The following is a 25,052-nucleotide window of genomic DNA, read 5'->3' on the forward strand; positions in this document are numbered from 1 at the left end:
CCTTATTGTTCGGGCTGGGGGCGGATTATTTGCGCACGGTGCGCTGTTCGATGCGCTTCTCGAACGTGCCGCAGATGATCCGGTCGACGTAGATGCCAGGGGTGTGGATCTGCGCCGGGTCCAGCTCGCCCGGTTCGACGATTTCTTCGACTTCAACCACGGTGATCTTGCCGGCGGTGGCGGCCAGCGGGTTGAAGTTCTGGGCGGTGTGGCGGTAGATGACGTTGCCGAAGTGGTCGGCTTTCCAGCCTTTGACGATGGCGAAGTCGCCGGTGATGGACTCTTCCATCAGGTACGGGCGGCCGTTGAATTCACGGGTTTCCTTACCTTCGGCAACCGGGGTACCAACGCCGGTGGCGGTGAAGAAGGCCGGGATGCCAGCACCGCCTGCGCGCATTTTTTCGGCCAGGGTGCCTTGGGGGGTCAGCACCACTTCGATTTCGCCGCTGAGCAGTTGCTTCTCGAACAGCGCGTTTTCACCGACGTAGGAGGCGATCACCTTGCTGATCTGCTTTTGCTCCAGCAGCACGCCCAGGCCAAAGCCGTCGACGCCGCAGTTGTTGGAAACCACGGTAAGGTCACGGGTGCCTTTGCGCTTGATCTCGGCAATGAGGTTTTCCGGAATACCGCACAGGCCAAAACCGCCGGAGAGTACGGTCATGCCGTCCTCCAGGCCCGCCAGTGCTTCCTCGTAGGACGCCACGCGTTTATCGAAACCTGCCATATGCACCTCTTTTATTGTTTGTGGGCCAGCCAATGAACCGAGTGTTGCTCCGTCGGATTGATTTGTTAAGTTGTTTTTTAAGGTTTATTGATTTAAAAAACAGCATAGTCGCCTGGCCATTTGGAGTAGCGTCATGACCGTTAAACAGATGCGTGCGTTTCTCGCCGTGGCCCAGAGCCTGAGTTTCGCCGCCGCCTGCGAGCGCCTGCACCTTTCACAGTCGGCGCTGAGCCTGACCATCAAGGGCCTGGAAGAAGGCCTGGGCGGGCGGCTGTTCAGCCGTAACACACGCAATGTCGCGTTGACGCCCGAGGGCGAATCCCTGCTGCCCCTGGCACGCCGCTTGATTGCCGATTGGGACAATGCCGAGGACGAACTGCGCCAGCGCTTTACCCTGCAACGCGGGCGGGTCACGGTGGCGGCGATGCCGTCGTTCGCGGGTAACTTGCTGCCGCCGATCCTGAAGATATTCCGCGCGCGTTACCCTCAGGTGAATGTCACGGTGCACGACCTGATCAACGAACAGGTGTTGGAAATGGTGCGCGACCGCCAAGTGGAACTGGGCGTGGCGTTCGAGCCGTCAGACGGTTCGTCGCTGGCGTTCACACCGTTGTATCTGGATCGCTTCATTGCCGTGGTGCCGGGGGATTCGCCGTTGGTTGAGCTTGATGAAATCGACTGGAAAACCTTGCTGGAGCAGCCGTTCATCACGTTACAGCGACCTTCGACGGTGCGGGTGATGCTGGAGGAGCATCTGAGAGCGCGGCAGATGAAGTTGCCGGTGGCGCTGGAAAGCCATCAACTGGCGACCGTTGGCAAGATGGTAGCGACGGGGTTGGGTGTCAGTGCCGTCCCTGCATTGTGTGCGCGGCAGATGGAGGAGGCGGGGGCTCATTGCATCACCTTGAGTGATCCGGTGATCGAACGACCGATTGGGGTGCTGACCAAACCCGGTCATGAACTCTCGGCGGCAGCGCAGGTGTTGTTTGATATCTTTTGCGAGGAAGCGAAGAAGGGACGATTTCCCGCAGTGTTATAGAGCCGAAATTAAAAAGCCCGCTCGAACTAACGAGCGGGCTTAAATGTTTAATGCGCTGTTATCAGCAGTATCTGTCAATCACTTTAACTTGCGATTGGCCCTTGAGGTTCTGCCATTCGGTATTAAGTGTGTGGAAGACCTGCTCGATAAAGTTGCGATCGGCGGCCGCCTTCTTGCCGACATAACCCTGGCCACGGCGGTACATCTTCAGGCGCGCCGCCAGTTCACGGTTATTGCGGTCAAACTCGGCTTCTTCGGTGTGGGGCGCCAGGCAGTCAATTTGCACTTCGCCCGATTTGCCAATCCACAGGATATGGTCGTCGAGTGTGTCTTTCTGCGCTGCGAACATCTCAGCCAATTCATCGATAGTTGGTTGGTTGTTCAGATTCATGTGTAAGCCCCTTGACCAGTTGGCGATCTATCAGTTGGTTCGTTAATACTTCGTAAGTTGTCTCCGGTTGCGAAAACCGGGCGTCAGCGACTGTCTGCCGAATACGGGCAGGGTCTTGAACCTGATGCATGTAGTCTTGCTGATGAACTGCTACGCAATGCTTTCATAACGAAGACAAGCCGCATTTGAACGCCTTGTACCGAACCCTTTGGGCCGGTCAGCTTCATCAATCCGCCTTGTGGGCAGTGCACATCCGGAAAAAACAGCTCGGCGGTCAGACGAGCTTGTTCAAAACGCTTGTTGCCAACGCTCCCGATCCGGGAGACGTCTCGATAATGCAAGGACAGAATGGTTACGTCAACGGTTATGTAGTGATTATTTTTGATCACTACATAAATTGCCGTGGGGGCGGGAGCATGCGGGAAAACGTGACTTGGGCGTCATTTTCTGGAAGTGCAGGTCAGGCTGTATAACGCCTGTTGTGGCGAGCGGGCTTGCCCCGCGTTGGGCTGCGAAGCGGCCCCAATTAAGAACACTAATTAGCATCAGGAACTTCTCAGCGCCTGATTTGGGGCTGCTCTGCAGCCCAACGCGGGGCAAGCCCGCTCACCACAACAAGCCCGCTCGCCACAAAGGATCTGCGCTTGATTGAGTTACCGTAACCGTTCGACCAAACGCGGCAAAAGCCGCTCGCACTCGGCTTCGATCTTCACCTGTAGCAGCTCATCCCCCCGAGTCTTGCCCAAATTGATGGCAATGACCGGTTTGCCCTGTTCGACCATCGCCTTGCACAAGCGGAATGCCGAATAGGCCATCAACGACGAACCCACTACCAGCAAACCTTCGGCATGATTGACGGCGGCCATGGCCCTGGCTGCCGTCGCCGGCGCTACGTTCTCACCGAAAAACACCACATCCGGCTTCAAGTGCTCGCCATTGCAATGGGGGCAGTGGGGGACCTGAAAGTGTTCTTCAAAGGCAGGATCGAGCAACGTGTCGCCATCGGGTGCCTGCACCGCATGGACCTGCGCCAGGTAGGGGTTGTCGATTTCCATCCGGCGCTGGATCACATCGCGTGCACTGCGCAACTGGCAATCCAGGCACAGCACCCGGTGCAGGCTGCCGTGCAGTTCGATCACATCGTGGCTACCGGCCTGATCATGCAGGGTGTCGACGTTTTGCGTGATCAGCCCGCTGATACGCCCGCGTTGCTGCAGCGTCGCCAACGCCAGGTGCGCCTTGTTCGGCTGCGCAAGGCGAACTCTCGGCCACCCGAGCATCGCCCGCGCCCAGTAACGGCGGCGTGCCTGCGCGGTGGCGAGGAACTCCTGGTACATCATCGGCGCCTTGCCCCGGCGCACGCCTTCACTGTCGCGGTAGTCGGGAATGCCCGACGACGTGCTGATCCCCGCACCGGTCAACACCAGAAAGCGCCGTTCGGCCATGGCCCGATGCAAGGTATCGAGGTGGTCCTCTTGATGTTCCAGCGTGTCGAGCATGGGTTCCCCTATTCGCCGCGAATGTACTGCTCCAGCTGCTTGATCAGGTCAGCCTGGTCGGCAATGGCTTCCTTGACCAGGTCGCCGATGGACAGCAGGCCCAGCAGCTTGCCGTCTTCGACCACGGGCAGGTGGCGCAGGTGGCTGTCGGTCATGATGTTCATGCATTCATCGACCTTTTTGTGGGTGTCGACGGTGATCACCGGAGAACTCATCACCTCATGGACCTTGGTGGTGACCGACGACAGGCCCTTGAGCATGATTTTACGGGCGTAATCACGTTCGCTGATGATCCCGACCACCACGCCATCCTGGACCACCGGCAAGGCCCCGACGTTTTTTTCCGACATCCGGACCAGTGCTTCAAACACAGTGTGATCGTGTTTGATGACATGGACTTCCTGGTTTTTCTGGTCCTTGGCTTTGAGCACTTCTGCAACGGTTTTCATGGCGGCCACTCCGGTGTTGTTGTTGGTTAGTCAGGGTCCCACTACAGAATCCTAGACCGGCCACCGCGCTGCAAGGTCCAAAGCGGCGCTAAACCCGTCGAAAAACGTCATTCACCGGTTTTTTTCGGTATTTACCCCGCATTTGTCGGTTTTTTGGCCCGCTTGAGGCTGGCTGCAGTCTTGCGCGGTGCGCTCTTGCGTTTCTTTTTCCATGGCGTGGCACCTCGGCCTGCCGGGCTGGCGGGACCGGTGATGGTCATGCGCATGCCATTGCAGCGGGCGACCTGCTTGCTCATCCAGGCCGCCTGTTTGGCGACGAAGTCTTCCAGGCTCATTTCGCCGCTTTGCACCATGTCCAGGGCCTGCTCCCAGATGGCGGTGGTGCCTGGGTCGGCGATGGCGCGGGGCACGGCGTCGATCAGGCTGAATGCCGCCGAAGTGGCTGATAGCGCCTTGCCGTTCTTCACCAGGTAACCACGGTCCAGCAGCCCCTGGATGATGCCGGCGCGGGTGGCCTCGGTGCCGATGCCGGTGGTGTCCTTGAGCTTTTGCTTGAGCAGCGGGTCTTCCACCAACTTGGCGACATTCTTCATCGCCTTGATCAGGTCGCCTTCGGTAAAGGGTTTGGGCGGTTGGGTCCACAGGTCCTTGAGGTTGACCTTGGCCACCGCATAATCCTGGCCCTGCACCAATGGCGGCAGGGCTTGCGGAGCCGGTGCTTCACGTCCCTTGGCCGACGCCAGGGCTTCGGGCAGGGCGCGTTTCCAGCCAGGTTCGATCACCACTTTGCCCACCGCGCGCAATGCCTGGCCCGCACAGTCGAAATCCGCCTGGGTGCGATCGTACTCATGATTGGGCAGGAACTGCGCCAGGTAGCGTGCACGAATCAGGGTATACACCGCCCGGTGCTTGCCGGCGAGTTGTCCCACGTCCTTGCCGGCGCCGGTGGGGATGATGCCGTGGTGGGCGCTGACCTTGGCGTCGTTCCACGCCCGCGAGCGTCGCTGGGGATCAATATGCGGCATCAGCTCGTCCACTGAGGTATCCGCGCGCGCCAACGCAGCCAGGATCTTCGGTGCGTCGCTGTGCTGGCTCATCGGCAAGTAGCCGCAATCACTGCGCGGGTAGGTGATGACTTTGTGGGTTTCATACAACGACTGGGCGATATCCAGGGTTTCCTGGGCGCCGAGGCCGAGTTTCCTGGAACAGATTTCCTGCAGGGTGCCCAGGTCGAAGGGCAGGGGCGCCACTTCGCGCATGCGCTCGGTGCGCAGCTTCACCAGCCGGGCGGTGGCGGCGTTGCGCATGGCGTCGGCCGCGTCCCGCGCCAACTGCGGGTTGAGGCAGCGACCCTGGTCGTCACAGGCGTCCTCGGCCGCACGCCATTGGGCGGTGAAGGTCATGCCCTCGTGGCGCAGGTCGACATCGATGGCCCAGTAAGCCACCGGCACAAAGTCGGCGATGCTGCGATCGCGGTCCACCACCAGGCGCAGGGTCGGCGTTTGCACCCGGCCTACGGGCAGCACGCCCTGGTAGCCGGATTGGCGCCCGAGCAAGGTAAACAGGCGGCTCATGTTCATGCCGATCAGCCAGTCGGCACGGGAGCGGCCCAAGGCGGAGTGATACAGGCTGAAGGTCTCTGCCCCTGGCTTTAACGCCGCCAGGGCCTTGCGGATCGAGGCATCATCCAGCGCCGACAGCCACAACCGCTGGATCGGCCCGCGATAACGGCAGTGCTCGACCAGTTCGCGGGCGATCATCTCGCCTTCGCGGTCGGCGTCGGTGGCGATCACCAGTTCCTGGGCTTCCCCCAGCAGGCGCTTGACCGCCTTGAACTGGCTGGCGGTCTTGGGTTTGACGCGCATCTTCCATTTGTCCGGGACGATGGGCAGGTCGGCCAGTACCCAGCGCTTGTACTTTTCGTCGTAGGCATCCGGCGGGGCGGTTTCCAGCAGGTGGCCGATGCACCAGGTGACCGTGACTCCATTGCCCAGCCAGCACCCATCGCCACGGCGGCTGGCGCCGAGCGCGGCCGCGATGTCTTTGGCCTGGGAGGGTTTTTCACAGAGGTACAGCCGCATGGTCGTCACATCAGATCGGGTTGATGCTGTGCAGGATGCTCAGTCAGCGCGCATTGATCAACCATTATCTGTATGGATGTACAGCAATTTATGTAGGCGCCTGAAGGCACATGTGGGAGGGGGCTTGCCCCCGATTGCAGAGTGTCAGTCAAAAATCCTCGACTGATACACCGCTATCGGGGGCAAGCCCCCTCCCACAGGGGATCTTCTGTGTTCAGGAGATCGGGTTAGTTGTTATCGATATCCACGTGGCGGGTCTCTTTAAGGCAGACCATCCCCACGATCAAACTCACCCCGGTCACCACCACCGGGTACCACAGGCCGTAGAAGATATCGCCGGTGTACACCACCAGGGCAAACGAGACCGTCGGAAGGAACCCGCCAAACCAGCCGTTACCGATGTGGTAGGGCAGGGACATCGAGGTGTAGCGGATACGCGTCGGAAACAGCTCCACCATCAACGCCGCCAGCGGGCCGTAGCACATGGCGGCAATCAGGATCAGTGCCACGATCAGCACCACCACCATGGTCTTGTTGACCTGGGCCACATCCGCCGAAGACGGGTAGCCGGCCAGGGTCACCGCGCCACGCAGGGCTTTTTCGTCAAAACCGTCGATACGCACTTCGCCCACGCTCACCTGCACCGGGCTGCCGGCGGGTGCGGCGGCGCTGCTGTAGGGCAGGCCTTGCTTGACCAGGAAGGTCTTGACCTTGTCGCACGGGCTGTCAAATTTCGCCTTGCCCACCGGGTCGAACTGGAAGGTGCAGGTGGCCGGGTCGGCCATCACGGTGATCGGCGCCTGGTTGCTCGCCTGGTCCATCGCCGGGTTGGTGTAGTGCGCCAGGCTCTTGAAGATCGGGAAGTACAGCACGGTGGCCAGCAGCAGGCCGAGCATCAGCACCGGCTTGCGCCCGACTTTGTCCGACAGCCAGCCGAAGAAGATAAAGAACGGTGCACCGATCACCACGCTGATGATCAACAGCATGTTGGCCAGGGCCGGGTCCATCTTCAGGAACTGCGTGAGGAAGAACAGCACGTAGAACTGTGCCGCGTAGAAGGTCACCGCTTGCCCGCCGTTGATGCTGAACAGCGCGATCAGCACCACCTTGAGGTTTTCCCATTTGCCGAAGGACTCGCGGATCGGCGATTTGCTGGCCTTGCCTTCCTCTTTCATCTTCAGGAACGCGGGCGACTCGTGCAGGCTCATGCGGATCCAGGTGGAAATGCCCAGCAGCACGATGGAGAACAGGAACGGAATGCGCCAGCCCCACACTTCGAACTGGTCGCCGGTGAAGTAACGGCAGGCCAGCACCACCAGCAGCGACAGCAGCAGGCCGATGGTGGCGGTGGACTGAATCCAGCTGGTGTGGAAGCCGCGCTTGCCGGCCGGTGCGTGCTCGGCCACGTAGGTCGCCGCGCCGCCGTATTCGCCGCCCAGCGCCAGGCCCTGCAGCATGCGCAGCACGATCAGGATGATCGGCGCTGCGATGCCGATGCTGGCATAGGTCGGCAGCAAGCCGACACAGAAGGTCGCCACGCCCATCAGAATGATGGTCACCAAAAAGGTGTACTTGCGCCCGATCATGTCGCCCAACCGGCCAAATACCAGCGCACCGAATGGCCGCACCACAAAGCCGGCGGCAAAGGCCATCAAGGCGAAGATGAAGGCCGTGGTGTCGTTGACCCCGGCAAAGAACTGCTTGCTGATCACCGCCGCCAGGGCGCCGTAGAGGAAAAAGTCATACCACTCGAACACCGTCCCCAGGGACGAGGCGAAGATGACCTTTTTTGAGTCGTTGCTGGTGCTCGCGTCGATCGGCGAGCCCAGGGTTTGAGCATGTTCTGACATCGGGTAGCCCTCACAGTGATTATTTATTGTTGTTCCACTGTCGGCGCCAGGTTCGGCGCCGCTATTCAGATTGCATGAACCAGTTCTTTCTCCGGGGCGAGACTCCTTGTATTCGGCGAAAGGATCAGCTGAGCGGCCTTCTCCGCGATCATCAGCGTAGGTGAGCAGGTATTGCCGGACGTGATGCGCGGCATGATCGACGCATCGGCGATACGCAAGCCGGGCACCCCGTGCACCCGCAGTTGGGCGTCGACCACGGCGTCTTTATCGTTGCCCATGCGGCAGGTGCCGACCGGGTGGAAGATCGTCGTACCGATGCGCGCGGCGGCTTCGTGCAATTGCTCTTCGGTTTGCAGCGAATCGCCCGGCAGATACTCCACCGGTTTGAACTGGCTCAGGGCGGGTGCGGCGACGATGCGCCGGGTCAGGCGGATGGCATCGGCGGCCACGCGCAGGTCTTGCGGATGGCTGAGGTAGTTGGGGCGGATCAGCGGTGCGTCCGCCGGGTTGGCCGAGCGGATGTCGATGCGCCCGCGACTGTGCGGGCGCAAGTCGCAGACCGACGCGGTAAACGCCGGGAAGGCATGCAGCGGCTCGCCAAAACGTTCCAGGGACAACGGCTGCACGTGGTATTCCAGGTTGGCCGAGGTCTGTTCCGGACTCGAGCGGGCAAACGCACCCAGTTGGCTGGGCGCCATCGACAACGGGCCGCTGCGGTCATACAGGTAGCGCAGGCCCATGCCCATCTTGCCCCATAGAGTGCCGGCGATCTGGTTGAGGGTGCGGGCGTTTTCCAGTTTGTAGATCAGCCGCAGTTGCAGGTGGTCCTGGAGGTTGCCGCCGACGCCGGGCAACTCGTGCAGTACATTGATGCCCAACGGTTTGAGCACATTCGACGGGCCAATTCCCGAGCGTTGCAGGATGCCCGGCGAACCGACGGAGCCGGCGCACAGCACAATCTCCTGGCGCGCTTTCCAGCTCACTTGCTGGCCCTGCTGACGCCCGACCACTTGGGAGGCGCGGCCGTTTTCCAGCAGCACGCGGTCCACTTCCACTTCGGTCAGCACGGTGAGATTGGGGCGTTGGCGCACCGGCTTGAGAAACGCCTTGGCCGCGTTCCAGCGCACCCCGGCTTTCTGGTTGACCTGGAAGTAGCCGCAGCCTTCGTTATCGCCCTGGTTGAAATCGTTGATGTTGGCGATGCCGCTCTGCGCCGCCGCATCGCGGAATGCATCGAGGATCGGCCAGTGCAGACGCTGCTGCTCGACCCGCCATTCACCGCCGTCGCTGTGAAATTCCGAGCCGCCGGCAAAGTGGTTTTCGCTCTGCTTGAACAGCGGCAGCACGTCCTTCCACGCCCAACCTTCATTACCTGCGGCCGCCCAGCCGTCGTAGTCCTGGGCCTGGCCACGCATGTAGATCATGCCGTTGATGGAGGAGCAGCCGCCCAGCACCTTGCCCCGTGGATAACTCAGCGCACGGCCTTGCAGGCCTTCCTGGGCTTCGGTCTTGAAGCACCAGTCGGTGCGTGGGTTGCCGATGCAGAACAGGTAGCCGACGGGGATGTGGATCCAGGGGTAATTGTCGCGGCCACCGGCTTCGAGCAGCAGCACGCGATGGGCGGGGTTGGCGGACAGTCGATTGGCCAGCAGGCAGCCCGCGGGGCCGGCGCCTACGACGATGTAATCGTATTCAGCAGTTGCAATGGGCATCTGAAGGTCTCGCTTGTTTTTCTTATTGGCCCCATCCTAGTTGTTAGTTTTCGTCTTAAAAATGTTAGTTTTTGCCCAGCTGCTGTGCGTTTTTAAACAGCGGGGCCGAGGTTCCTGCAATGGAGGCGTCATGTTCGACTGGAACGACCTGCGGTACTTTCTCGAATTGCAGCGCAGCGGCCGTCTGCTGACCGCCGCGCAACGCCTGAAAACCACCCACGCCACCGTCGCCCGGCATATCGAAGCCATCGAGAAAAGCCTCGGCACCGCGCTGTTCGTGCAGCATGCCCAGGGCTACGAACTGACCCCCGCCGGCGAAGCCTTGCTCAAGCACGCCGAAGCGATGGAAAACGTCGCGCTGCTGGCCGAAGACGAACTGACTCATTCTGCCGCGCCCCTGGGCAAGATCCGCCTCGGTGTGGCCGAAGGCCTGGGCGTGATGTTCCTGGCCAGCCGCATGGGCGGGCTGTTCGAGCGCTACCCCGGCTTGGAAGTGGAGTTGGTGGCGGTGCCGCGCTTTGTCAGCATCCTCAACCGCGAAGCGGAAATCAGCATCCACCTCGAGCGGCCGAGCGTCGATCAACTGGTCACGCGCAAACTTACCGACTACCGCCTGGCCCTCTATGCCAGCCGCGCCTACCTGGCGCGCAACCCGCCGATTGAAAAGCGCGAAGACCTTGCGGCACACGCCTGGATCGATTATGTCGACGACCTGCTGTTCAGCCAGGAACTCAAATTCCTCAGCAGCTTCTGCCGCAACCCCAAGGTGGTGTTCCACAGCACCAGCGTGATCGCCCAGCATCAGGCGGCGCGCTCCGGTTTGGGGATTGCGGTATTACCGTGCTTCATGGCCGCCGGCGACCCGGACCTGGTGCCGTTGCTGCCGGGGGAGGGGATCCAGCGCAGCTACTGGATCAGCTCGCGCCGGGAATTGCACAAGTCAGTGCGGCTGCGGGTGTTGTGGGATTACGTGGTGGAGTTGTGCGCGCGTGAGCAAGGCTTGTTGCTGGGCGAAGCCAACTGACGAAACCGGATCAATACTGTGGGAGCACCGGACCCCGTCAGGCACGCAACTCAAACTCGGCACTGCCCAGCCTTTCCCCATTCACCAACACATGCACCACATGCCGGCCTGAGTAATGCTTGCGGGTAGTCATGTCGCGAATGTGCTGTTCGCGCCGAAGGTGCTGCTGCTCCCCGGCACCGAGGCAGACCCCCTTGAGCTTGAATACCTTGTTCGCACTGTGGCCGGCGCTCTTCACATAGTCGATGGCGTAGTCCACCACCAGTTTCTGAGGGGCTGCGGCGGTGGATTCCAGGGTGAAGGACAGGTTGATCCGCTCACCCAGGTTGATCACCGCCGGCGTCACTTGCAGATGGTGGAGCTTTACTTCGGCCCTGGCTCCGGCGCCCATGATCGTCAGCGCGCGCGTGTTGCCTTGTTTGATCAGGCTGCGCAGGGCGTGGCGGGCGATCCAGGCGGTGTGAGGGTGGTCCAGGTTCCAGCCTTCGATCAGGCTGAGCACCCACTCCGGATGGTCCTTGGTGATGTCGTTGAGGTGGTTGGCCACCGATTTGCGCACGTACAGGCTGCTGTCGGCCTTGAGGTTGTCGAGGATCGACGCGCACAGTTCCGGGTTGGCCTGCACGTTGGCCAGGCGGAATGACCAGGGCAGGCGCGGCCGCGAACCTTCGCTGGCCAGGCGACGCACGTGTTCGTTGGTATCCAGCGACCATTCGTGCATCACCGCCAACGTGCGGGGGAAGTCGTGCAGTAGGAAATGGCGGATGGCGAATTCAGCGGAGCCAAACGTCGTGAAGTACTTGAGCGCGGCCATTGAACGCTTGAAATCATCCCGTCCGTAACTCGCCACGAAGTGCGGCAGGAACAGGCTGACAAACGCGCTGTTCAAGCGTGGGGCCAACGCATAAAGCACCTTGAGGGTTTGCGGGTAGTCCAGCGGGATCACCGCATGCAGGCTCTCGCTGACCCGCGCCATGCGCTGCATCACCGACAATTCGGCCAGCCCGGCCTTGGCGTGCTTGAGGAACCCCTTGGCGTCGAACGCCGGGTACACCGCCGTCATCTCGCTGGCGATGTGTTGCAGGCGTTCGACGTTGAAGATTTCCTTGAGGGCTGGGGCGCTTTGGTCGGTCATCGGTGATTCCGTAGTTGATGTCAGAGAAACCAGCGATATTCCCGCGCATGGATCTCTTGCTGGAAGGCCTGGTGGTCCTGGCGTTTGTTTTCGCAGTACACGTCGACAAATTCGGCGCCCAGCTTATCGCGCAATACCACGTGATGCTGCATGGCACGCACGGCGTCGAGCATTTCCAGGGGGAAGTCGCTGCCGCTGCTGCGGTCCTCATTCAGCGGCGCGATGGGTTCGTGCCTGGTTTCAAGGCCGTGCTCCAGGCCGACCAGGATCGCCGCCAGCACCAGGTACGGGTTGGCATCGGCACTGGCCAGGCGGTGCTCGATGCGCAGGTTGCGCGGGTCGGATTCGGGGATGCGTACGCAGGCGTCGCGGTCTTCGAAGCCCCAGCTGGCGCGGGTGGCGGCGTTGACCGTGCCGCCCAGGCGGCGGAAGGCATTGTGGTTGGGCGAGAAGATCGGCATGCAGTGCGGCAGCAATTGCAGGCAGCCGGCCACGGCATGGCGCAGGGGTTGCTGCTGATGTGCCGCCAGCAAATTGTTACCCGCGCTGTCATACAGGCTGACATGCACATGCATGCCACTGCCGGGAAATTGCAGATAGGGCTTGGCCATGAAGCTGGCGCGGTAACCGTGTTTCAACGCCACGCCACGGGTGCTGCGGCAGAACAGGGCGGCCCAGTCGGCAGCACGCATCCCGTCGTCGAGGTGGCCGAAATTGATCTCGAACTGGCCTGGGCCGATCTCGGCAGTCATCACGGTGATGTCGATGCCCTGGTCCTTGGCGGTTTGCGCCATGTCATCGAGTACTTCGCTGAAGCGCGACAGCCGTTCGATATGCAGGTTGGGCTGGTCGTCGGCATCATCGCTCAGCGGGTCGCGGGCGAATTGCGGCAGGCCGTTGTCGAGTTTTTTATCGAACAGGTAGAACTCCAGCTCGAACGCCACCACCGGGTGAATGCCCTTGTGCTGCAAGCGCTCCAGCACCTTGGCCAGCACTTCGCGGGGTTCGAATTCGATGGGCGCTTCGGTGCCGTCCGAGGTGATCAGCATCTGGCCCAGCGGCTGCGACTCCCAGCTCACCGGCTTGAGCGTGCCCGGCACCAGGCGGCGGTTGGCATCCGGGTCGCCGTCGTTGAAGCAGTAGTCGCCAATCTTGAACAACCCACCCTGAACCCCCAGCAATACGGCATTCTGCGGCAGCTTCAACGGGCTGCCGGCGGCAACTTTTTCCAGCATCTCGATGGGGTAGCGCTTGCCGTAGAAGTGCCCGGGAATGTCCAGGGCGATCAGGTCGACATAACGCACATCGGGATGGTTCTGGCGAAAGGTCCGTACTTCGGCCAGTAACGTGGAGGCATGGCTTTTCACGGGTGTTGCTCCTAGTTGTAAACCCACAACACGCGGGCGGGCAGGTCGGTGAGGTTGGCGTAGCGGCAATGGGCGAAACTGGCCAGGTGGAAGCTGTCGCCGGGGCCGAGGGTGACTGAGCCATCTTCACCCTCCACCCATAACGTCAACTCGCCCTCCAGCACAAAACCGGCTTGTTCGGCGCGGTCGCTCATGGTCTGTTCACCGCTGTTGGCACCGGGGGCCAGCAGGCTGTCGAGCATCGAGAAGGCGCCGTTCATGCTCGGCGAAACGAGGATGTCGGTGATGCCGTTGGCGTAGTACACCGTACGCCGCTCGTTGGGGCGGGTGATCCAGTCCACGGCCTTGGGTTTGGGCTGGCTGTAGAAGTACGTGGTGGGCACGTCGAGGGCGTGGCTGATGGCGGTCAAGTCGGCCACGGTCGGGCGCGACAGGCCGCGCTCGACCTGGGACAGGAAGCCCACCGAGCGCTCGATTTTCTGCGCGAGCTGGGCGAGGGTGAGCTTCTTGTGCTTGCGCAGGTCATGGATCAGCGCGGCGAGGGTGGCGAGTTCTTCTTGGGGTGTCATGAAATTTATGTCGAATAATTTCATGAAAAACTACAGGAATTATTTCACGCAGGCAATCAGCGCCTTCGCCACGGTATCGGCCTTAGGGTCCAGCCCTTTCCAGGTTTTCAGGTAGAACTGGCGACAAGTACCCTGTGGCGAGCCCGCTCGCCACAGTTGCAGTGTTTACCTTTAATGGGGTGGTATCAGCCAGATAGGGCCGGTTTTTCAGGGGCGGAAGATAAACGGTTTCACGCCCCAGGTGCCTGTCAGCTCTACGCCGCCGATCAACAGCAGCAGGTTCCCGGTGTCGCGCGCTTGAATCAGCGCGTCGCGCAAGGTCGGTCGCTGTCCCTCCAGGTTGGCCGGTGTGGGCGTTTGAGGGTTGTACTGTTTGGCGGACAGCTTCGGGGAGTGGGTCTTGCGCAACGTCAGCCAATACCAGGTCGGCCGGTCTGCGCGCCGGAAGATCAACTCGGTGCTGTACCGCGAGTCGTAGACTTCATAGTGACTGTCTGTCAGAAGCTCGCGCATCAGCGTCTTGATGTTGATTTGGGTGGGGCGCTCCAACAGGTTTGAAACCAGGGTGGGACGCACCCCAGCCGTGTCGAACCGTATGAGGTTGAACCCATTTGAAACCCCCAATGACCATTCGAATGGGCCAGGCCCTCTCGGCAAGGTGGGCAGCAGTGCCAACGGGTCGTTCGCGATCAGGGCGTGGCGCTGGGTCAGTGTGCCGGCAGCACCCCGGGTCCATTCTGTCCAGTCCTGCAGGGTGTTGAGCACATGCGCAAAGCCTTTTGCGGTCAACCCGGGAGGGTTGGCTGTGTTGAACAGGCTTGCGCCAAGCTGGGCGCGGGCGAGTGGGTCGAAGCGGGGGAACATGCGGTTCATGTGCGTGGCAATCGATGAGGGAAGCGGCGGCTGCGGGTGGATGAGCCAGGTATCCAGGTGAGCGTTGTATTCCACGAGCCTGGGTTGTTCGAGCGGGGCGTTCGCGACGACGTGTTCGAACTGCGCGAATGTCGAGTGGGGCAGGTCTGCCGACACGATGGCGGTCCTCGCGCCTTGTGTGGCGAATACGCTATCGCCTGGCAGGATCGCGTAGTAACGCCCGTTGATCTTGATGTAGTCCTGCAGCGCCTGGCTTCGGCGCCACACGCCCGGGCGCCCCGGCACAGGGTTCATCGTCTGTGGCGCAAAGGCCTGCCCCCAATCCACGAAACGTTCGGCGTCGCTGCGCGCAGGGCGCCGGGGCGGCAGGGCTGGCCTGCTTGGCCCGGGCGCGGGGTCGATGGCGGTGACGGTTTGCGCGCTCGGCAGGTCTGCGCCCTGCAATCGAGCCCAGAAGCGATTCTGGGTGGTTTGCAGGTACGCAAAGCTCACATCGAGCTGGTCTGGCGCCCGGCTCAGGCGGAACACCAGGGACATCTGGTGTTCAAGGTTATTGAACGCGGGGAAATTGAAGGATTCAAACACCCGCCGAGCCTGTTGCAGGTCCAGGTGCGGGAAAAGGTCCATCAACGCGATTTCCGGCCCGCTAGGCGGTGTGCCACCGAACAGCCCGATGAGTGGCGAGCGGATCTCCCAGGCTCCTTGAACCGTGCGGTAGAGAGGCTCGCCCGGGTACGCACTGGGTGCGCGCCGTGGGTCCTTGAGCCGCCAGACCTGGGCATCGTGATCCCTGCGGATCGAATACCAGCGGCCGTTCTCCTGCAGGAAATGCCGAGGCGCCTCGAAGGCCTCGGGCGTCGGCGTATCTTGTACGTAGATCTGTTGCTCTTCCCATCCAGCCAGCGCCTTGATACCCGTGGGCTTGCTGCGCAACGCCAGCTTCGGGTTGAGCCTGGGGCCGGTTGCAACCGCTTTGCTCGCCGAACGCGCGCCGCCGATGGCACCGTCGATCACCGCGCCCACCATCTCACCCAGGGCCCGCACTATGTACTGGGCGGCGGCGGTGCGGTCGCCGAGCTGGGCAGCTTCCACGGCATTGATGATGGACAGGATGCTTCTGGACAGGCCGATCGGCAGCATGACCTTGACCGGCAGGAACAGTGTGGCGAAGTCCAGTGCCGCGGTGACGAGGGTGGCGGCGCTTTCGAGGTTGGCTTCCTGGGTGCTGGTCGATTGCGCATTGGCGTCGTTGATCACCGCGGACGCTTCGGCCTGGTAAGCCTCTTCAAGGAAGTGATCGGCGATGCGGCTCAAGGCGATGACCGTTTCATTGGCCCCCCCTTTAAGCAGGTTCTGGATGCGCGGGCGGGCACTGAGTTGCACACGGCCGGTCAGGTAGTCGCGCCAGGCGCTGTGGTTGATGAAGTCGCGGTGCATGGCCGAGGCATCGGCGTATTCGTGGAACAGCCGGCCGTTGGCGGTGCCGGGGGTATACACCACCAGGGAGGCGACGCTGTGGGACGCGGTTGAAAACACCAGCACCCCGCGCACCCGTTCACCGCGCAGTTTCAGGCTGCTGACGATGATGCGGTGCTCTTCGACGGTGGGGCGTTTATCGTCATCCATGGGGCCGGCGAGGGCACTCATCACCCAGTTGTAGCCGCGGTCGAGCCGGTCCGGCAGGAAGTCGCCGGCGATTTTGGCCTCGATGGCGTCCACTCGCAGTTGCAAGGCCATGAGTTGGGCGTAGCGATCCTGGTCGGCGTGCGCCTCGCTGGAGCTGACCAGGCGCGTCTTGAGGAATTGCTCGTAGCTGTCACCGATATTGACCTTGCGCACCAGCTCCTTGACTTGCGCCACCGTCAGCGCGGTATAGGGCGCCTGGTCTTTATCGGTCAGCCAGGCGAAGTTGGTGAAGTTCAGGTCCAGCCACTCGATGTTTTCCAGCGCCAATGCGGTCAGGGTCAGCGTACGTGTGGTGTAGACCGGCGTACCCGTCGCCGGCGGTTGCGGCTTGCCGCCGACCACATAGCTGCCGATGGGGCGGGAGGCGTAGGTCTTGGTGTGGATGATGAGGGTGTCCGGGTCGGTCACCAGGCCATATTCGTCCTCCAGCCGCGTGCGCAATTGTTGATTGCTGTAGGACAGCACGGCGGCGGGGTCGCTGAATTGGGACAGGGAGGGCAGCCCCTCGGGCACGGACAGTTGCTGCAAGGCATCGGCGTAAGCCTGTGTGGTGCTCGACCAGCGTTGCTGATCGTCGGGGCTCGCGTGCTTGAGAAACTGCTGGAGCTGACGCCGCAGTTTCTTCTGATGGCGGGCGACGAGGACCCCACTGGCATCAAAGGCACGGCTCAGATCGGTGACCCGGTCGAGGCTTGCCGGCAATTGCCGTGGGTCCAGGCCGTGGGGTTGGCGCTGGTAGTGCGCAATCATCCAGGTGAAGTCTGCCTGTGCCCGTTCATGCAACGCGTGCAGGCTACCGTTGAAGACCGACTCCAGTCGTTCAAGGTAGCGAAACTGGTCGCCTTGGGGTTGTTGCTGGTGAAACGCCAGGCCGCTGGCACGATCGTTGTGGCTCATCAGGGCCAGGATGTCGCCGAATTCGATGGCGCTGTTGAGTCGGCGATGCAATTCGCGGTCAAGGCCGGTCAAGGAGTCGAAGGCTTCGAAACCGCTGGTCGGGAGGTACAGCAGCACATTGCCGACGTTGGCCTGGGGGGCGATGTCACGCACCTGCAGCGGTTTTTCCTCACCTTCAAAGCGCACCTGGGCGTCGTCCGGGTCTCGGGCAGTAAGCACGAATGCCCCGTACAGCGGGATATCCCGCGACAGTTTGTCCTTGACCACCACGCCCAAGGCGCAGGGCCTATAGCCGTTCAAGGCGCGTCGGGAGGCCGCATCCGGGTAGCGCATGACACGCAGGAGCAGCAGCTCGCTCGACACCTCGAGCAAGCCGTCGATCTTCAGCAGTTCGGCTTCGGCCCTCATCAGATCCAGGCGCTTCTCGGCCAGCCACTGTTTGCAGGTGCGGGTATCGTTGGTGTCGATGGGCGCGCCCCAGAACTGTTCGACCTGGGTGTTGAAGCGCGCCGCCAGGGTGCTTGCCAGCGTATCGAGAAAACGGTCGAACGCCTGTGGGGTGAGTGCCAGTGTCGAACCGTCGTCACGACCGTCGCAGGTCAGGTGAAAGCGGGTAGCGCGCGTCGCGTAGTGGCCGGCGCGTCGCGTGACGATGCGCTCCACGGCGGCCTCCATGAGCGTTGGCAGCAAAGGCTTCAAGGCTTGGGCCGGCTCGGTAGGGGACGCGTCTGCCGGGTTGATCTTGAGGTAGGTCCTGGTCAGGTCGAGGGGCGTGGGCAGCGTGTTGAACGCCTGGTTGAACGCATCCTGCACACAGCTGAAAAACGTGGGTTGCCCCTGCAACAGCTGCCTGATTTCGCTGTTCAGGGTCTGGATCCGCTGGACCAGGCGGCTTGCCCGGCGGCTGTCGCGGGTGTTCAACGTGGTGATCATCGGGGTCGATAGAGCGTTGCCGTATCGCATGTCAATTACCTGCAAAATAAGGTGAATGACCATGGTGCTGGCGACGCGGACAGCGTGTGCGCTATCCCGTTAATACGTCGAAGGGTGGCGTGTGCGGTGTTTGTGATTGCGGCTGAATGTTTGCGTGCAGCAGCGGTCCGAACCTGGGTACGCATCATTCATTGAGGAACACCCATGACATCAAAATCCCTGTTCGCCTCCCTGCTGGTCGCCGCGAGCCTGTCCACCGCCAGCTTTATCGTGCACGCCGGTGATACGCCCCAGGAGACGGTGAAACCTTCCAGCATCAACACCCGTGACCTGAAAGAGGGTGATCGCGCCCCGGATATCCTGATGCGCAAGGAATCGGCCGTCAGCGACTGGAAAAAGCGCGGTCTCAAACAGCCTGAAGAAGACAGCCAATGGGCACGGGTAGGCGACCGTTTCGTGCTGCTCAAGACCACCAACGGCACCATTCTCGAGATCACCCCCGTCAAGAAATGACCTTGCATTTAGGCCCTGTTCCTGAGTTAAGGTAGCCGGCTATAAAGGCCGCGTTACCTTCAAGGAAAGAGAGCAGGATGCTTGCCACAATAAGAAACTACCCCCGCACCGTTAACCTGTTGCTGTCCTCGACGTTGCTGCTCACGCTGGCCAAGGCCATCACCTTTCCGTACCTGGTGATTTACCTCACCCGCCATTTCGCCCTCGACATTACCCAGGTCGGCCTGGTGATCGGCAGTTCGTTGATCGTTGGCTCGCTGCTCAGCGTGTATGGCGGGTATCTGGTTGATCGTATCCACAGCTACCGGCTGTTGCTGGCCCTCACCTTGCTGTTCCTACTGGGCTTTGTCGGCATGGTGCTCGCGGGGAATATCTGGACCTTCTACACCTGCCTGATCCTGATCAACCTGGCTCACGCCGTGATCGATATCGCGGCCAAAGCCGGCTTTGCCAGCCTGTTGCCCGAGGACGCGCGCAGCGAAGTGTTTTCCATCAAGTACACCCTGACCAATATCGGTTATGCCGTTGGCCCGGCGTTTGGCGCGGTGGTGGCCAAGCTGGAAATCAGCTTGCCATTTGTGCTGTCGGCGCTGTTGGGGCTGGTTTTTTTCCTGCTGTATTGGCGTTGGGGTGATCGTAGTTTGGCCACTGTCGACACCACGCAAAAGCCAGTGCCGTTCCTCGCCGTTGGCCGGGTGCTGTTGAAGGATCGTCGTTTGGTGTGCTTCACCCTCGGCGGTGTACTGAGTGCCGTGGTTTTCGGCCAGTTCACCGCGTGGCTGTCGCAATACCTGGTGACCACCACCACCGCCGACTACACCTACACCGTGGTCAGCGCCGTACTGGTCACCAACGCGGTGTTGGTGATCGCCTTGCAGTACGTGATCGGCCGGCGCATTTCGCACCGCTACCTGGGCCAATGGTTGATCGCCGGCCTGGGCATGTTCATGTTGGGGCTCATCGGTTTCGCGCTGTCCACCAGCGTATTGTGGTGGGTGCTGGCGATGGCGGTGTTCACCGTGGGGGAGATCATTGTGTTCCCGGCCGAATACATGTTTATCGACCGGATCGCCCCGGACCACTTGCGCGGCATGTATTACGGGGCGCAGAACCTGTCCAACCTGGGCGCTGCGCTGGGGCCGGTGCTGTGCGGGCTGGTGCTGGCCAGCCTGCCGGCCCCGTACATGTTCTGGATGCTGGGGGCGTTTATCGTCGGGGGCGGGGTGTTCTATTTCATTGGGGCGTCGTTGAAGGCAAGTCATCCAGCGTGAGCTTGCCCATGGTGTTGCTCTGCAGCTCGTAACGCAGCTCTTCCACCATCTTTTCCACTTCTTGCGGGGTCTGCAGGCGGTTGGTGCTGATCCCCGTGACGACCAGGTCGACCCGGCCAGTTTCGGCGTCGTAGACCTTGAGGGTCAGGGACGCATCCCGGCACAGGGTGAACTCGCAGGTCAGCGGCGACAGGCCTTCTTCGATGCAGTTTCGCAGTTGGGCGAGGGTAAACATGCAGGTTCCTTCAGGCATCAGTTTCAATACCGAGAAGGTTATTGATTAGCCCTCGCTGCAATAAGGCGAATTCGCACTAGGTGTACTAGTGCATTTGCACTGTCATGGCTTGTTTTTGACCCGCAATTCCCCGGCAAACAGCCCGCGTTCACGGGCCCAGACGATCGCCGCGCTGCGGCTGTGCACCCCCAGCTTGGAGTACACGGTGGCCACATGATTGCGCACGGTGTTGGGCGCCAGTTTCAGGCGCGAGGCGATTTCTTTGTCGGCCAAGCCCTCGCAGATCAGGCCCAGCACATCGCGCTCGCGGGCGGTGAGGTCGGTGAAGGCCACGTTCGACTGGCTGGCGCTGTTGACGCTCTTGGCGTTGGCCAGTTTTTCGATGAGGGTCTGGCTGAACCACGAAGCGTCCTGCATCACTTCCTCGATGGCCGCGACCAGTTCCAGCTCCGAGCGTTTGCGTTCGGTGATGTTCATCATCACCAACAGGTAGCAGGGCACGTCCTGGATGATGACGGTGTCGGCGGAGACCACGCAGTCGATCACCTCGTGGCCTTTCTTGCGCACCTTGAGGTCCTGGCCGTCGAGGTTGCCGGCTTTCTCCAGGCGGGCGAACAACTGCGCGCCGGCCTGGGCGCTGTCGATAAAGTCGATGTCCTCGATCGATTTGCCGATCAACTCTTCACTGGTATAACCGGTGATGCTCATGAAGGCTTCGTTGACGTCCACCACCTGATGATTACCGGCGTTGCACACCAGGGTCGGCACCGGGGTCAGGCGGAAGGATTTGGCGAAACGTTCCTCGCTCTGGCGCAGGGCGATTTCCGCTTTGCGCCGTGGCTCCAGGTCCATGAAGGAAAACAGCATGCAGTCTTCTTCGTTCATGTCCAACGGCTGGCCGGCGACGATCACCAGCTTGCTGCCGCCTTCGGGCAGCCGCAGTTCGGCCTGCATCTGCGGGATGGTCGCGCCTTCGCCCAGGCGCTGGATGGCCAGGTCCTTGCGTTCGGCCTGTTCCAGCACGTCCAATTCATACACGGATTTGCCGATGACCTGGTCGCGGTTGTAGCCGGTCATCTCCAGGAAACCCTGGTTGACCTTGATATAACGCAAGTCGCTCAGGCGACAGATCACCGCCGGCGCCGGGTTGGCGTTGAAGGTTTTTTCGAAGCGCTGTTCGGCGCTGGCCCACTCGGTGGCGTCGCTGAGGATCAGTACCAGCAATTCCGCTTCACCGTGGGAGTCAGTGATCACCAGGCTGCGCAAGCGGTGCACCCAGGTTTTTTCCTCATCGGCAGTGGGGGTGACTTCCACCACCACATCGCTGAACTCATCGCCCGCAGCCGCCCTGGCCAGCGGGTAGTTGTCCGTCAGCACCGGGTGGTTGTTGCGATAGCGCAGGGCAAAACGTTCGGCATATTGCTGCCCGTTGGCCCCCAGCCCCATCACGTCACCCACGCCGTGCATGGTCAGTGCGGCCTCATTGGCCCACAGGATGGTTTGATCGACCTCGGCCAGGATCACGCCGTCAGACAGCCCGGAGATGATCTGCTGCAATTGGCGGCGGTTGGTTTCCTTGGCAAGCACATCCTGGGTCATGGGTTCTCCTGGGGTTCGGCATATGGGAGTACGACACCTGGGGCTCAGGATAGTGCGGATGCACTACCGGGGCACTGGCATTGAACGGGCTGGGGTCAGCCACCACTCGGCATCCCGCGCAGGGGGCGCGTAGAATGCCGGCCTTTTACGCATATCTCGCAAAGGTGCCCCGTGAGTGCAGGCAAAGCCGTCGGACTGTTGTTACTCACCTCCCTGCTGGCGGCGTGCGGCACCTCGCCGCCACGTACGCCAAATGACCTGTGCGGTATCTTCCGCGAAAAAGACGACTGGTACGACGCTGCCAAAGTCACGCAAAAACGCTGGGGCGTACCGATCCAGGTGCCGTTCGCGATCATGTATCAGGAGTCCGGCTTCCATCAGGACGCCTTGGCCCCGCGTAAATACCTGCTGTGGATCATTCCCTGGGGCCGCGTCTCCACCGCCGCCGGCTACGCCCAGGCCAAGGACGAGGTGTGGAACGACTACCGCAAGAGCACCGGCCGCAGTGGCGCCAGTCGCCAGGACTTTGACGATGCCATCGACTTTGTCGGCTGGTACATGGACAAGACCTACACCGTCAACGGCGTGTACAAATACGATGCCTACGGCCAGTACCTGAACTACCACGAAGGCTGGGGCGGCTATCGCCAGCGCACCTACGCCGCCAAGGCCTGGCTGCCGCCGGTGGCCAGCAAGGTACAGGCGCGGTCGCAGCTGTATGCGGCGCAATATGCGCGGTGCAAGGATGATTTGGGGCGGGGGGGGTGGAGTCGGTTTTGGCGGTGGTTGTAAGGGGCAGCCCTTTCAAGGTCTTAAGGTCGCACAGGCGGTAAGTACCCTGTGGCGAGCGGGCTTGCCCTGCGTTGGGTCGCGAAGCGACCCTGGAGGAAGGAATGCGGTGAATCAGGCACTTCTCGGCCGCTGGTTTTGGGGCCGCTTCGCGACCCAACGCGGGGCAAGCCCGCTCGCCACAGTTGCAGTGACCACCCTATTGGGAGGGGATCAGCCAGATATGGCCGGTTTTTCAAAGACCTTGAGAAGGCCAGTTGTAAAGGGCAAAAGCTGTTCCCACGCTGCGTGAAGAGCACAGCGTGGGGGATGGGCTACATCTGAATCAACCAACCCACCAACGGCACTATCATGAGCGTACTCAACGCCATTGAGGTGACATTGCCAATATAAGGGTGAAAGTGTGCGGGCAAGCGACCCGCAATCGCACAGGCCAGTGGCGGCGCGACCAGAGCCCCGAGCAGTGCACTTGCACCGATGACGGTCCAACTACCACCATGGGTCAATACCGCCGCCGGGACTACAGAGACCAGTGGAACGTAGGTCGGGTACCATCCTCGTTTCATCCACTGTGTTCGCCAGATCACGACACCCAGTGCCGATGTCAGCGCCTGGGCCGCAAGCAGGGACAACACCAGGCCCGATCCATACGCCGGGCTGATCGGGTTCAGCGCATAGGCCACCAGCACACCTGCCAACAACCCGAGACTCGCGAGTTCGTTCCCGAAAAAAGGCGCTTCGGAAAAATCCGCCAGCACTCGACGCAGACTCCAAGTAATACCATAACTGGGCGGTTTGTCGGGTGCCGGTTTGGCGGGGGCTAGGTATTCAGAACTCACCAGCGACGGCACTCGACGGCACAATACAAACGCAATGACACTGCCGATCGCCATGCCCACTACGTTGCCGATCACCACGGGAAGACCGAGTGGAACGCATACGAAGTTCACGATCAGCAGGCAAAGGGGTGTTACCAGCAATGCGCCTAATACCGCACCGTTTACGGCAACTTTCCAGCCGCCGCCGAACATCAGCACCATGGCTGCCGGTAACGAGACGAATGCCGCAAACGTGGGTTGCCACGTCTGCGCGGTGACGCTCCAACCCCACAGCAGATTGCTCAGCATCAACCCCAGCAGTGAGCTTGTCACCAACCAAGGCCATAGTCCTGTTCCGTAGGAAATAGAAAATCCTTGCCAGGCTTTACCGTGCTTACTCGCCCACCATGCCAGGTACGCGCCGCCCAACAAACCGAGCGATGCCAGTTCGTGCTTGTAGAAAGCTACTTCACTGATATCCCCGACTATCCACCGTAGCCAGGCAACGGGATGGGGCAGGCTTGTGACCATCTCGGTGTAGCCCGGCCAAGACCATTGGTTGCCAAGTGCAATCCACAGCACCAGTACCACGCTGGCTAACCCCAATATCAGGACTGTGAGATCGGCCCTGGACCAGCGGGTCTTCATGTGTATGAGTGTCTTCATATAGTGCCCTCCGATCAGCGTGGAAGAGCAGGGTGTCGGGAGTAGCCGAGCATTTGATCGTAGAGATCATTACGTCGATCACGCTGCAGGTCATTGAGGCTGTTCCAGATCGGAGCACTGCGGGCGCTGGTGATATCAATGTCGGCGAACAGGATTTCCTGGCGATTGGCTGAAGCTACCGCGCCTATCGGCCAGCCATTGGTTCCGGCAATCAACGAGCATCCGAGGTAACGCGCTTCCCGCTCTTCGCCGATGCGGCTGGCGGCAGCGATAAACACGTTATTGACATGGGCGGCGGTCATCGTCAGGTACGACGCCATGCATTTGCCGGCCTCATCGAATAGCGGCGGAGGCGTCCACACCCAATTGTTCAGACTGCAAATAATATCGGCGCCCTGCTGGCTGAGAATACGTGGCACCTCCGGGAACCAGATATCCCAACAAATCAGCAAGCCAATACGACCGATCGGTGTTTCAAATACTGGAAATCCGGTATCACCAGGCGTGAACCAGAGTTTTTCCAGGTTCCATAGATGCGCCTTGCGGTATTTGCCGATGACCCCATCGGGACCTAGTAGCACAGCCGTATTGAATAACTGCATACCGTCTATTTCACACAGGCCTGCCGCCAGGTACACCTGATGCTTGCTGGCAAAATCTATCCAAGCCTGCACACTTTCGCCGCCTGGAATCAGCTCGGCATGATCAAAGGCATCCTGGCGACTGCTGAAGAGATACCCGCAATTGGTAAGCTCGGGCAGTACGATCAGGTTCGCTCCACCGTTTGCCGCTTCGGTCGCCAGTGCAAGGCTTTGACGCAGGTTATTGGTTCGGTTGTTCATGCCAACCTGAGGGTCCAGTTGGATGACGGCTACGCGGGCGGGGCTTGCTGGTTCGCTCATGGAGGTGACCTCTTATTGTTATACAACCGG

The 25,052-nt window shown here is 61.1% G+C and carries 20 protein-coding genes; 5 read left to right on the forward strand and 15 right to left on the reverse strand.

The genetic code is table 11. The features are described 5' to 3' along the window. Positions 1 to 25 precede the first annotated feature (25 nt). On the reverse strand, positions 26 to 724 hold the full coding sequence (locus tag ACZ445_RS10245) for a CoA transferase subunit A (RefSeq protein WP_058425579.1): 699 nt from the start codon (positions 722 to 724) through the stop codon (positions 26 to 28). Positions 725 to 857: 133 nt separating this feature from the next. Here ACZ445_RS10245 and ACZ445_RS10250 point away from each other — a divergent pair, with 133 nt between their 5' ends. After that, the gene (locus ACZ445_RS10250; RefSeq protein ID WP_310863596.1) at positions 858 to 1,763 is read left to right on the forward strand and encodes a LysR family transcriptional regulator; all 906 of its coding nucleotides are present in this window, start codon (positions 858 to 860) and stop codon (positions 1,761 to 1,763) included. Positions 1,764 to 1,824: 61 nt separating this feature from the next. On the opposite strand, the gene ACZ445_RS10255 is transcribed toward ACZ445_RS10250, so the two are convergent. The 6 genes from ACZ445_RS10255 to ACZ445_RS10280 form a co-directional block, all read right to left on the reverse strand. Next, positions 1,825 to 2,154, reverse strand: a complete 330-nt coding sequence (locus ACZ445_RS10255; RefSeq protein WP_025854475.1) for a hypothetical protein — start codon at positions 2,152 to 2,154, stop codon at positions 1,825 to 1,827. Positions 2,155 to 2,807: 653 nt separating this feature from the next. Continuing rightward, positions 2,808 to 3,653: an NAD-dependent protein deacetylase gene (locus ACZ445_RS10260; protein ID WP_058425577.1), complete on the reverse strand. Its 846-nt coding sequence runs from the start codon at positions 3,651 to 3,653 to the stop codon at positions 2,808 to 2,810. Positions 3,654 to 3,661: 8 nt separating this feature from the next. Then, positions 3,662 to 4,102 (reverse strand): CBS domain-containing protein, encoded by a 441-nt coding sequence (locus tag ACZ445_RS10265; RefSeq protein ID WP_058425576.1) that lies wholly within the window; start codon positions 4,100 to 4,102, stop codon positions 3,662 to 3,664. 131 nt (positions 4,103 to 4,233) lie between these two features. Further along, entirely contained in the window at positions 4,234 to 6,183 is a 1,950-nt protein-coding gene (locus ACZ445_RS10270; protein ID WP_058425575.1) for a DNA topoisomerase III, read from the reverse strand. A gap of 227 nt (positions 6,184 to 6,410) precedes the next feature. Then, complete coding sequence (locus ACZ445_RS10275) at positions 6,411 to 8,033, reverse strand: MFS transporter (protein ID WP_179029935.1); 1,623 nt, start codon at positions 8,031 to 8,033, stop codon at positions 6,411 to 6,413. A 65-nt stretch (positions 8,034 to 8,098) separates the two neighbouring features. After that, on the reverse strand, positions 8,099 to 9,745 hold the full coding sequence (locus tag ACZ445_RS10280) for a GMC family oxidoreductase (protein ID WP_058425573.1): 1,647 nt from the start codon (positions 9,743 to 9,745) through the stop codon (positions 8,099 to 8,101). A gap of 130 nt (positions 9,746 to 9,875) precedes the next feature. Between ACZ445_RS10280 and ACZ445_RS10285 the strand changes: the two genes are divergently transcribed. Further along, on the forward strand, positions 9,876 to 10,769 hold the full coding sequence (locus tag ACZ445_RS10285; RefSeq protein WP_058425572.1) for a LysR family transcriptional regulator: 894 nt from the start codon (positions 9,876 to 9,878) through the stop codon (positions 10,767 to 10,769). Positions 10,770 to 10,806: 37 nt separating this feature from the next. On the opposite strand, the gene ACZ445_RS10290 is transcribed toward ACZ445_RS10285, so the two are convergent. From ACZ445_RS10290 to ACZ445_RS10305, 4 genes are all read right to left on the reverse strand, one after another. After that, positions 10,807 to 11,904: a DNA alkylation repair protein gene (locus ACZ445_RS10290; RefSeq protein ID WP_464708267.1), complete on the reverse strand. Its 1,098-nt coding sequence runs from the start codon at positions 11,902 to 11,904 to the stop codon at positions 10,807 to 10,809. Positions 11,905 to 11,924: 20 nt separating this feature from the next. Continuing rightward, entirely contained in the window at positions 11,925 to 13,271 is a 1,347-nt protein-coding gene (locus ACZ445_RS10295; protein ID WP_464705106.1) for a glutamine synthetase family protein, read from the reverse strand. Between the two features lie 11 nt (positions 13,272 to 13,282). Continuing rightward, a complete protein-coding gene (locus ACZ445_RS10300) occupies positions 13,283 to 13,840 on the reverse strand; it encodes a helix-turn-helix domain-containing protein (RefSeq protein WP_058425569.1) in 558 nt (185 codons plus the stop codon). Positions 13,841 to 14,047: 207 nt separating this feature from the next. Further along, positions 14,048 to 18,259, reverse strand: coding sequence for a dermonecrotic toxin domain-containing protein (locus ACZ445_RS10305; protein WP_464708268.1), 4,212 nt, complete (start codon positions 18,257 to 18,259; stop codon positions 14,048 to 14,050). A 174-nt stretch (positions 18,260 to 18,433) separates the two neighbouring features. Here ACZ445_RS10305 and ACZ445_RS10310 point away from each other — a divergent pair, with 174 nt between their 5' ends. Both ACZ445_RS10310 and ACZ445_RS10315 read left to right on the forward strand, forming a co-directional pair. Continuing rightward, positions 18,434 to 18,742 (forward strand): RcnB family protein, encoded by a 309-nt coding sequence (locus ACZ445_RS10310; RefSeq protein WP_058425567.1) that lies wholly within the window; start codon positions 18,434 to 18,436, stop codon positions 18,740 to 18,742. A 77-nt stretch (positions 18,743 to 18,819) separates the two neighbouring features. Next, positions 18,820 to 20,013 carry an MFS transporter gene (locus ACZ445_RS10315; protein ID WP_058425566.1) on the forward strand — a complete coding sequence of 398 codons (1,194 nt, stop codon included), beginning with the start codon at positions 18,820 to 18,822 and terminating at the stop codon, positions 20,011 to 20,013. Here ACZ445_RS10315 and ACZ445_RS10320 read toward each other — a convergent pair. Then, positions 19,976 to 20,248 carry a DUF1652 domain-containing protein gene (locus ACZ445_RS10320; protein WP_058425565.1) on the reverse strand — a complete coding sequence of 91 codons (273 nt, stop codon included), beginning with the start codon at positions 20,246 to 20,248 and terminating at the stop codon, positions 19,976 to 19,978. The genes ACZ445_RS10315 and ACZ445_RS10320 overlap by 38 nt on opposite strands. A 102-nt stretch (positions 20,249 to 20,350) precedes the next feature. Next, positions 20,351 to 21,847: a PAS domain S-box protein gene (locus ACZ445_RS10325; protein ID WP_058425564.1), complete on the reverse strand. Its 1,497-nt coding sequence runs from the start codon at positions 21,845 to 21,847 to the stop codon at positions 20,351 to 20,353. A 171-nt stretch (positions 21,848 to 22,018) separates the two neighbouring features. Here ACZ445_RS10325 and ACZ445_RS10330 point away from each other — a divergent pair, with 171 nt between their 5' ends. Then, positions 22,019 to 22,639, forward strand: a complete 621-nt coding sequence (locus ACZ445_RS10330; protein ID WP_058425563.1) for a transglycosylase SLT domain-containing protein — start codon at positions 22,019 to 22,021, stop codon at positions 22,637 to 22,639. A gap of 311 nt (positions 22,640 to 22,950) precedes the next feature. Here ACZ445_RS10330 and ACZ445_RS10335 read toward each other — a convergent pair whose 3' ends face one another. Together ACZ445_RS10335 and ACZ445_RS10340 are read right to left on the reverse strand one after the other, a co-directional pair. Beyond that, positions 22,951 to 24,102 (reverse strand): hypothetical protein, encoded by a 1,152-nt coding sequence (locus ACZ445_RS10335; RefSeq protein WP_464708270.1) that lies wholly within the window; start codon positions 24,100 to 24,102, stop codon positions 22,951 to 22,953. A gap of 32 nt (positions 24,103 to 24,134) precedes the next feature. After that, the gene (locus ACZ445_RS10340; protein ID WP_058427151.1) at positions 24,135 to 25,022 is read right to left on the reverse strand and encodes a nitrilase family protein; all 888 of its coding nucleotides are present in this window, start codon (positions 25,020 to 25,022) and stop codon (positions 24,135 to 24,137) included. Positions 25,023 to 25,052: the final 30 nt, after the last annotated feature.

The organism is Pseudomonas allii (assembly GCF_055380095.1).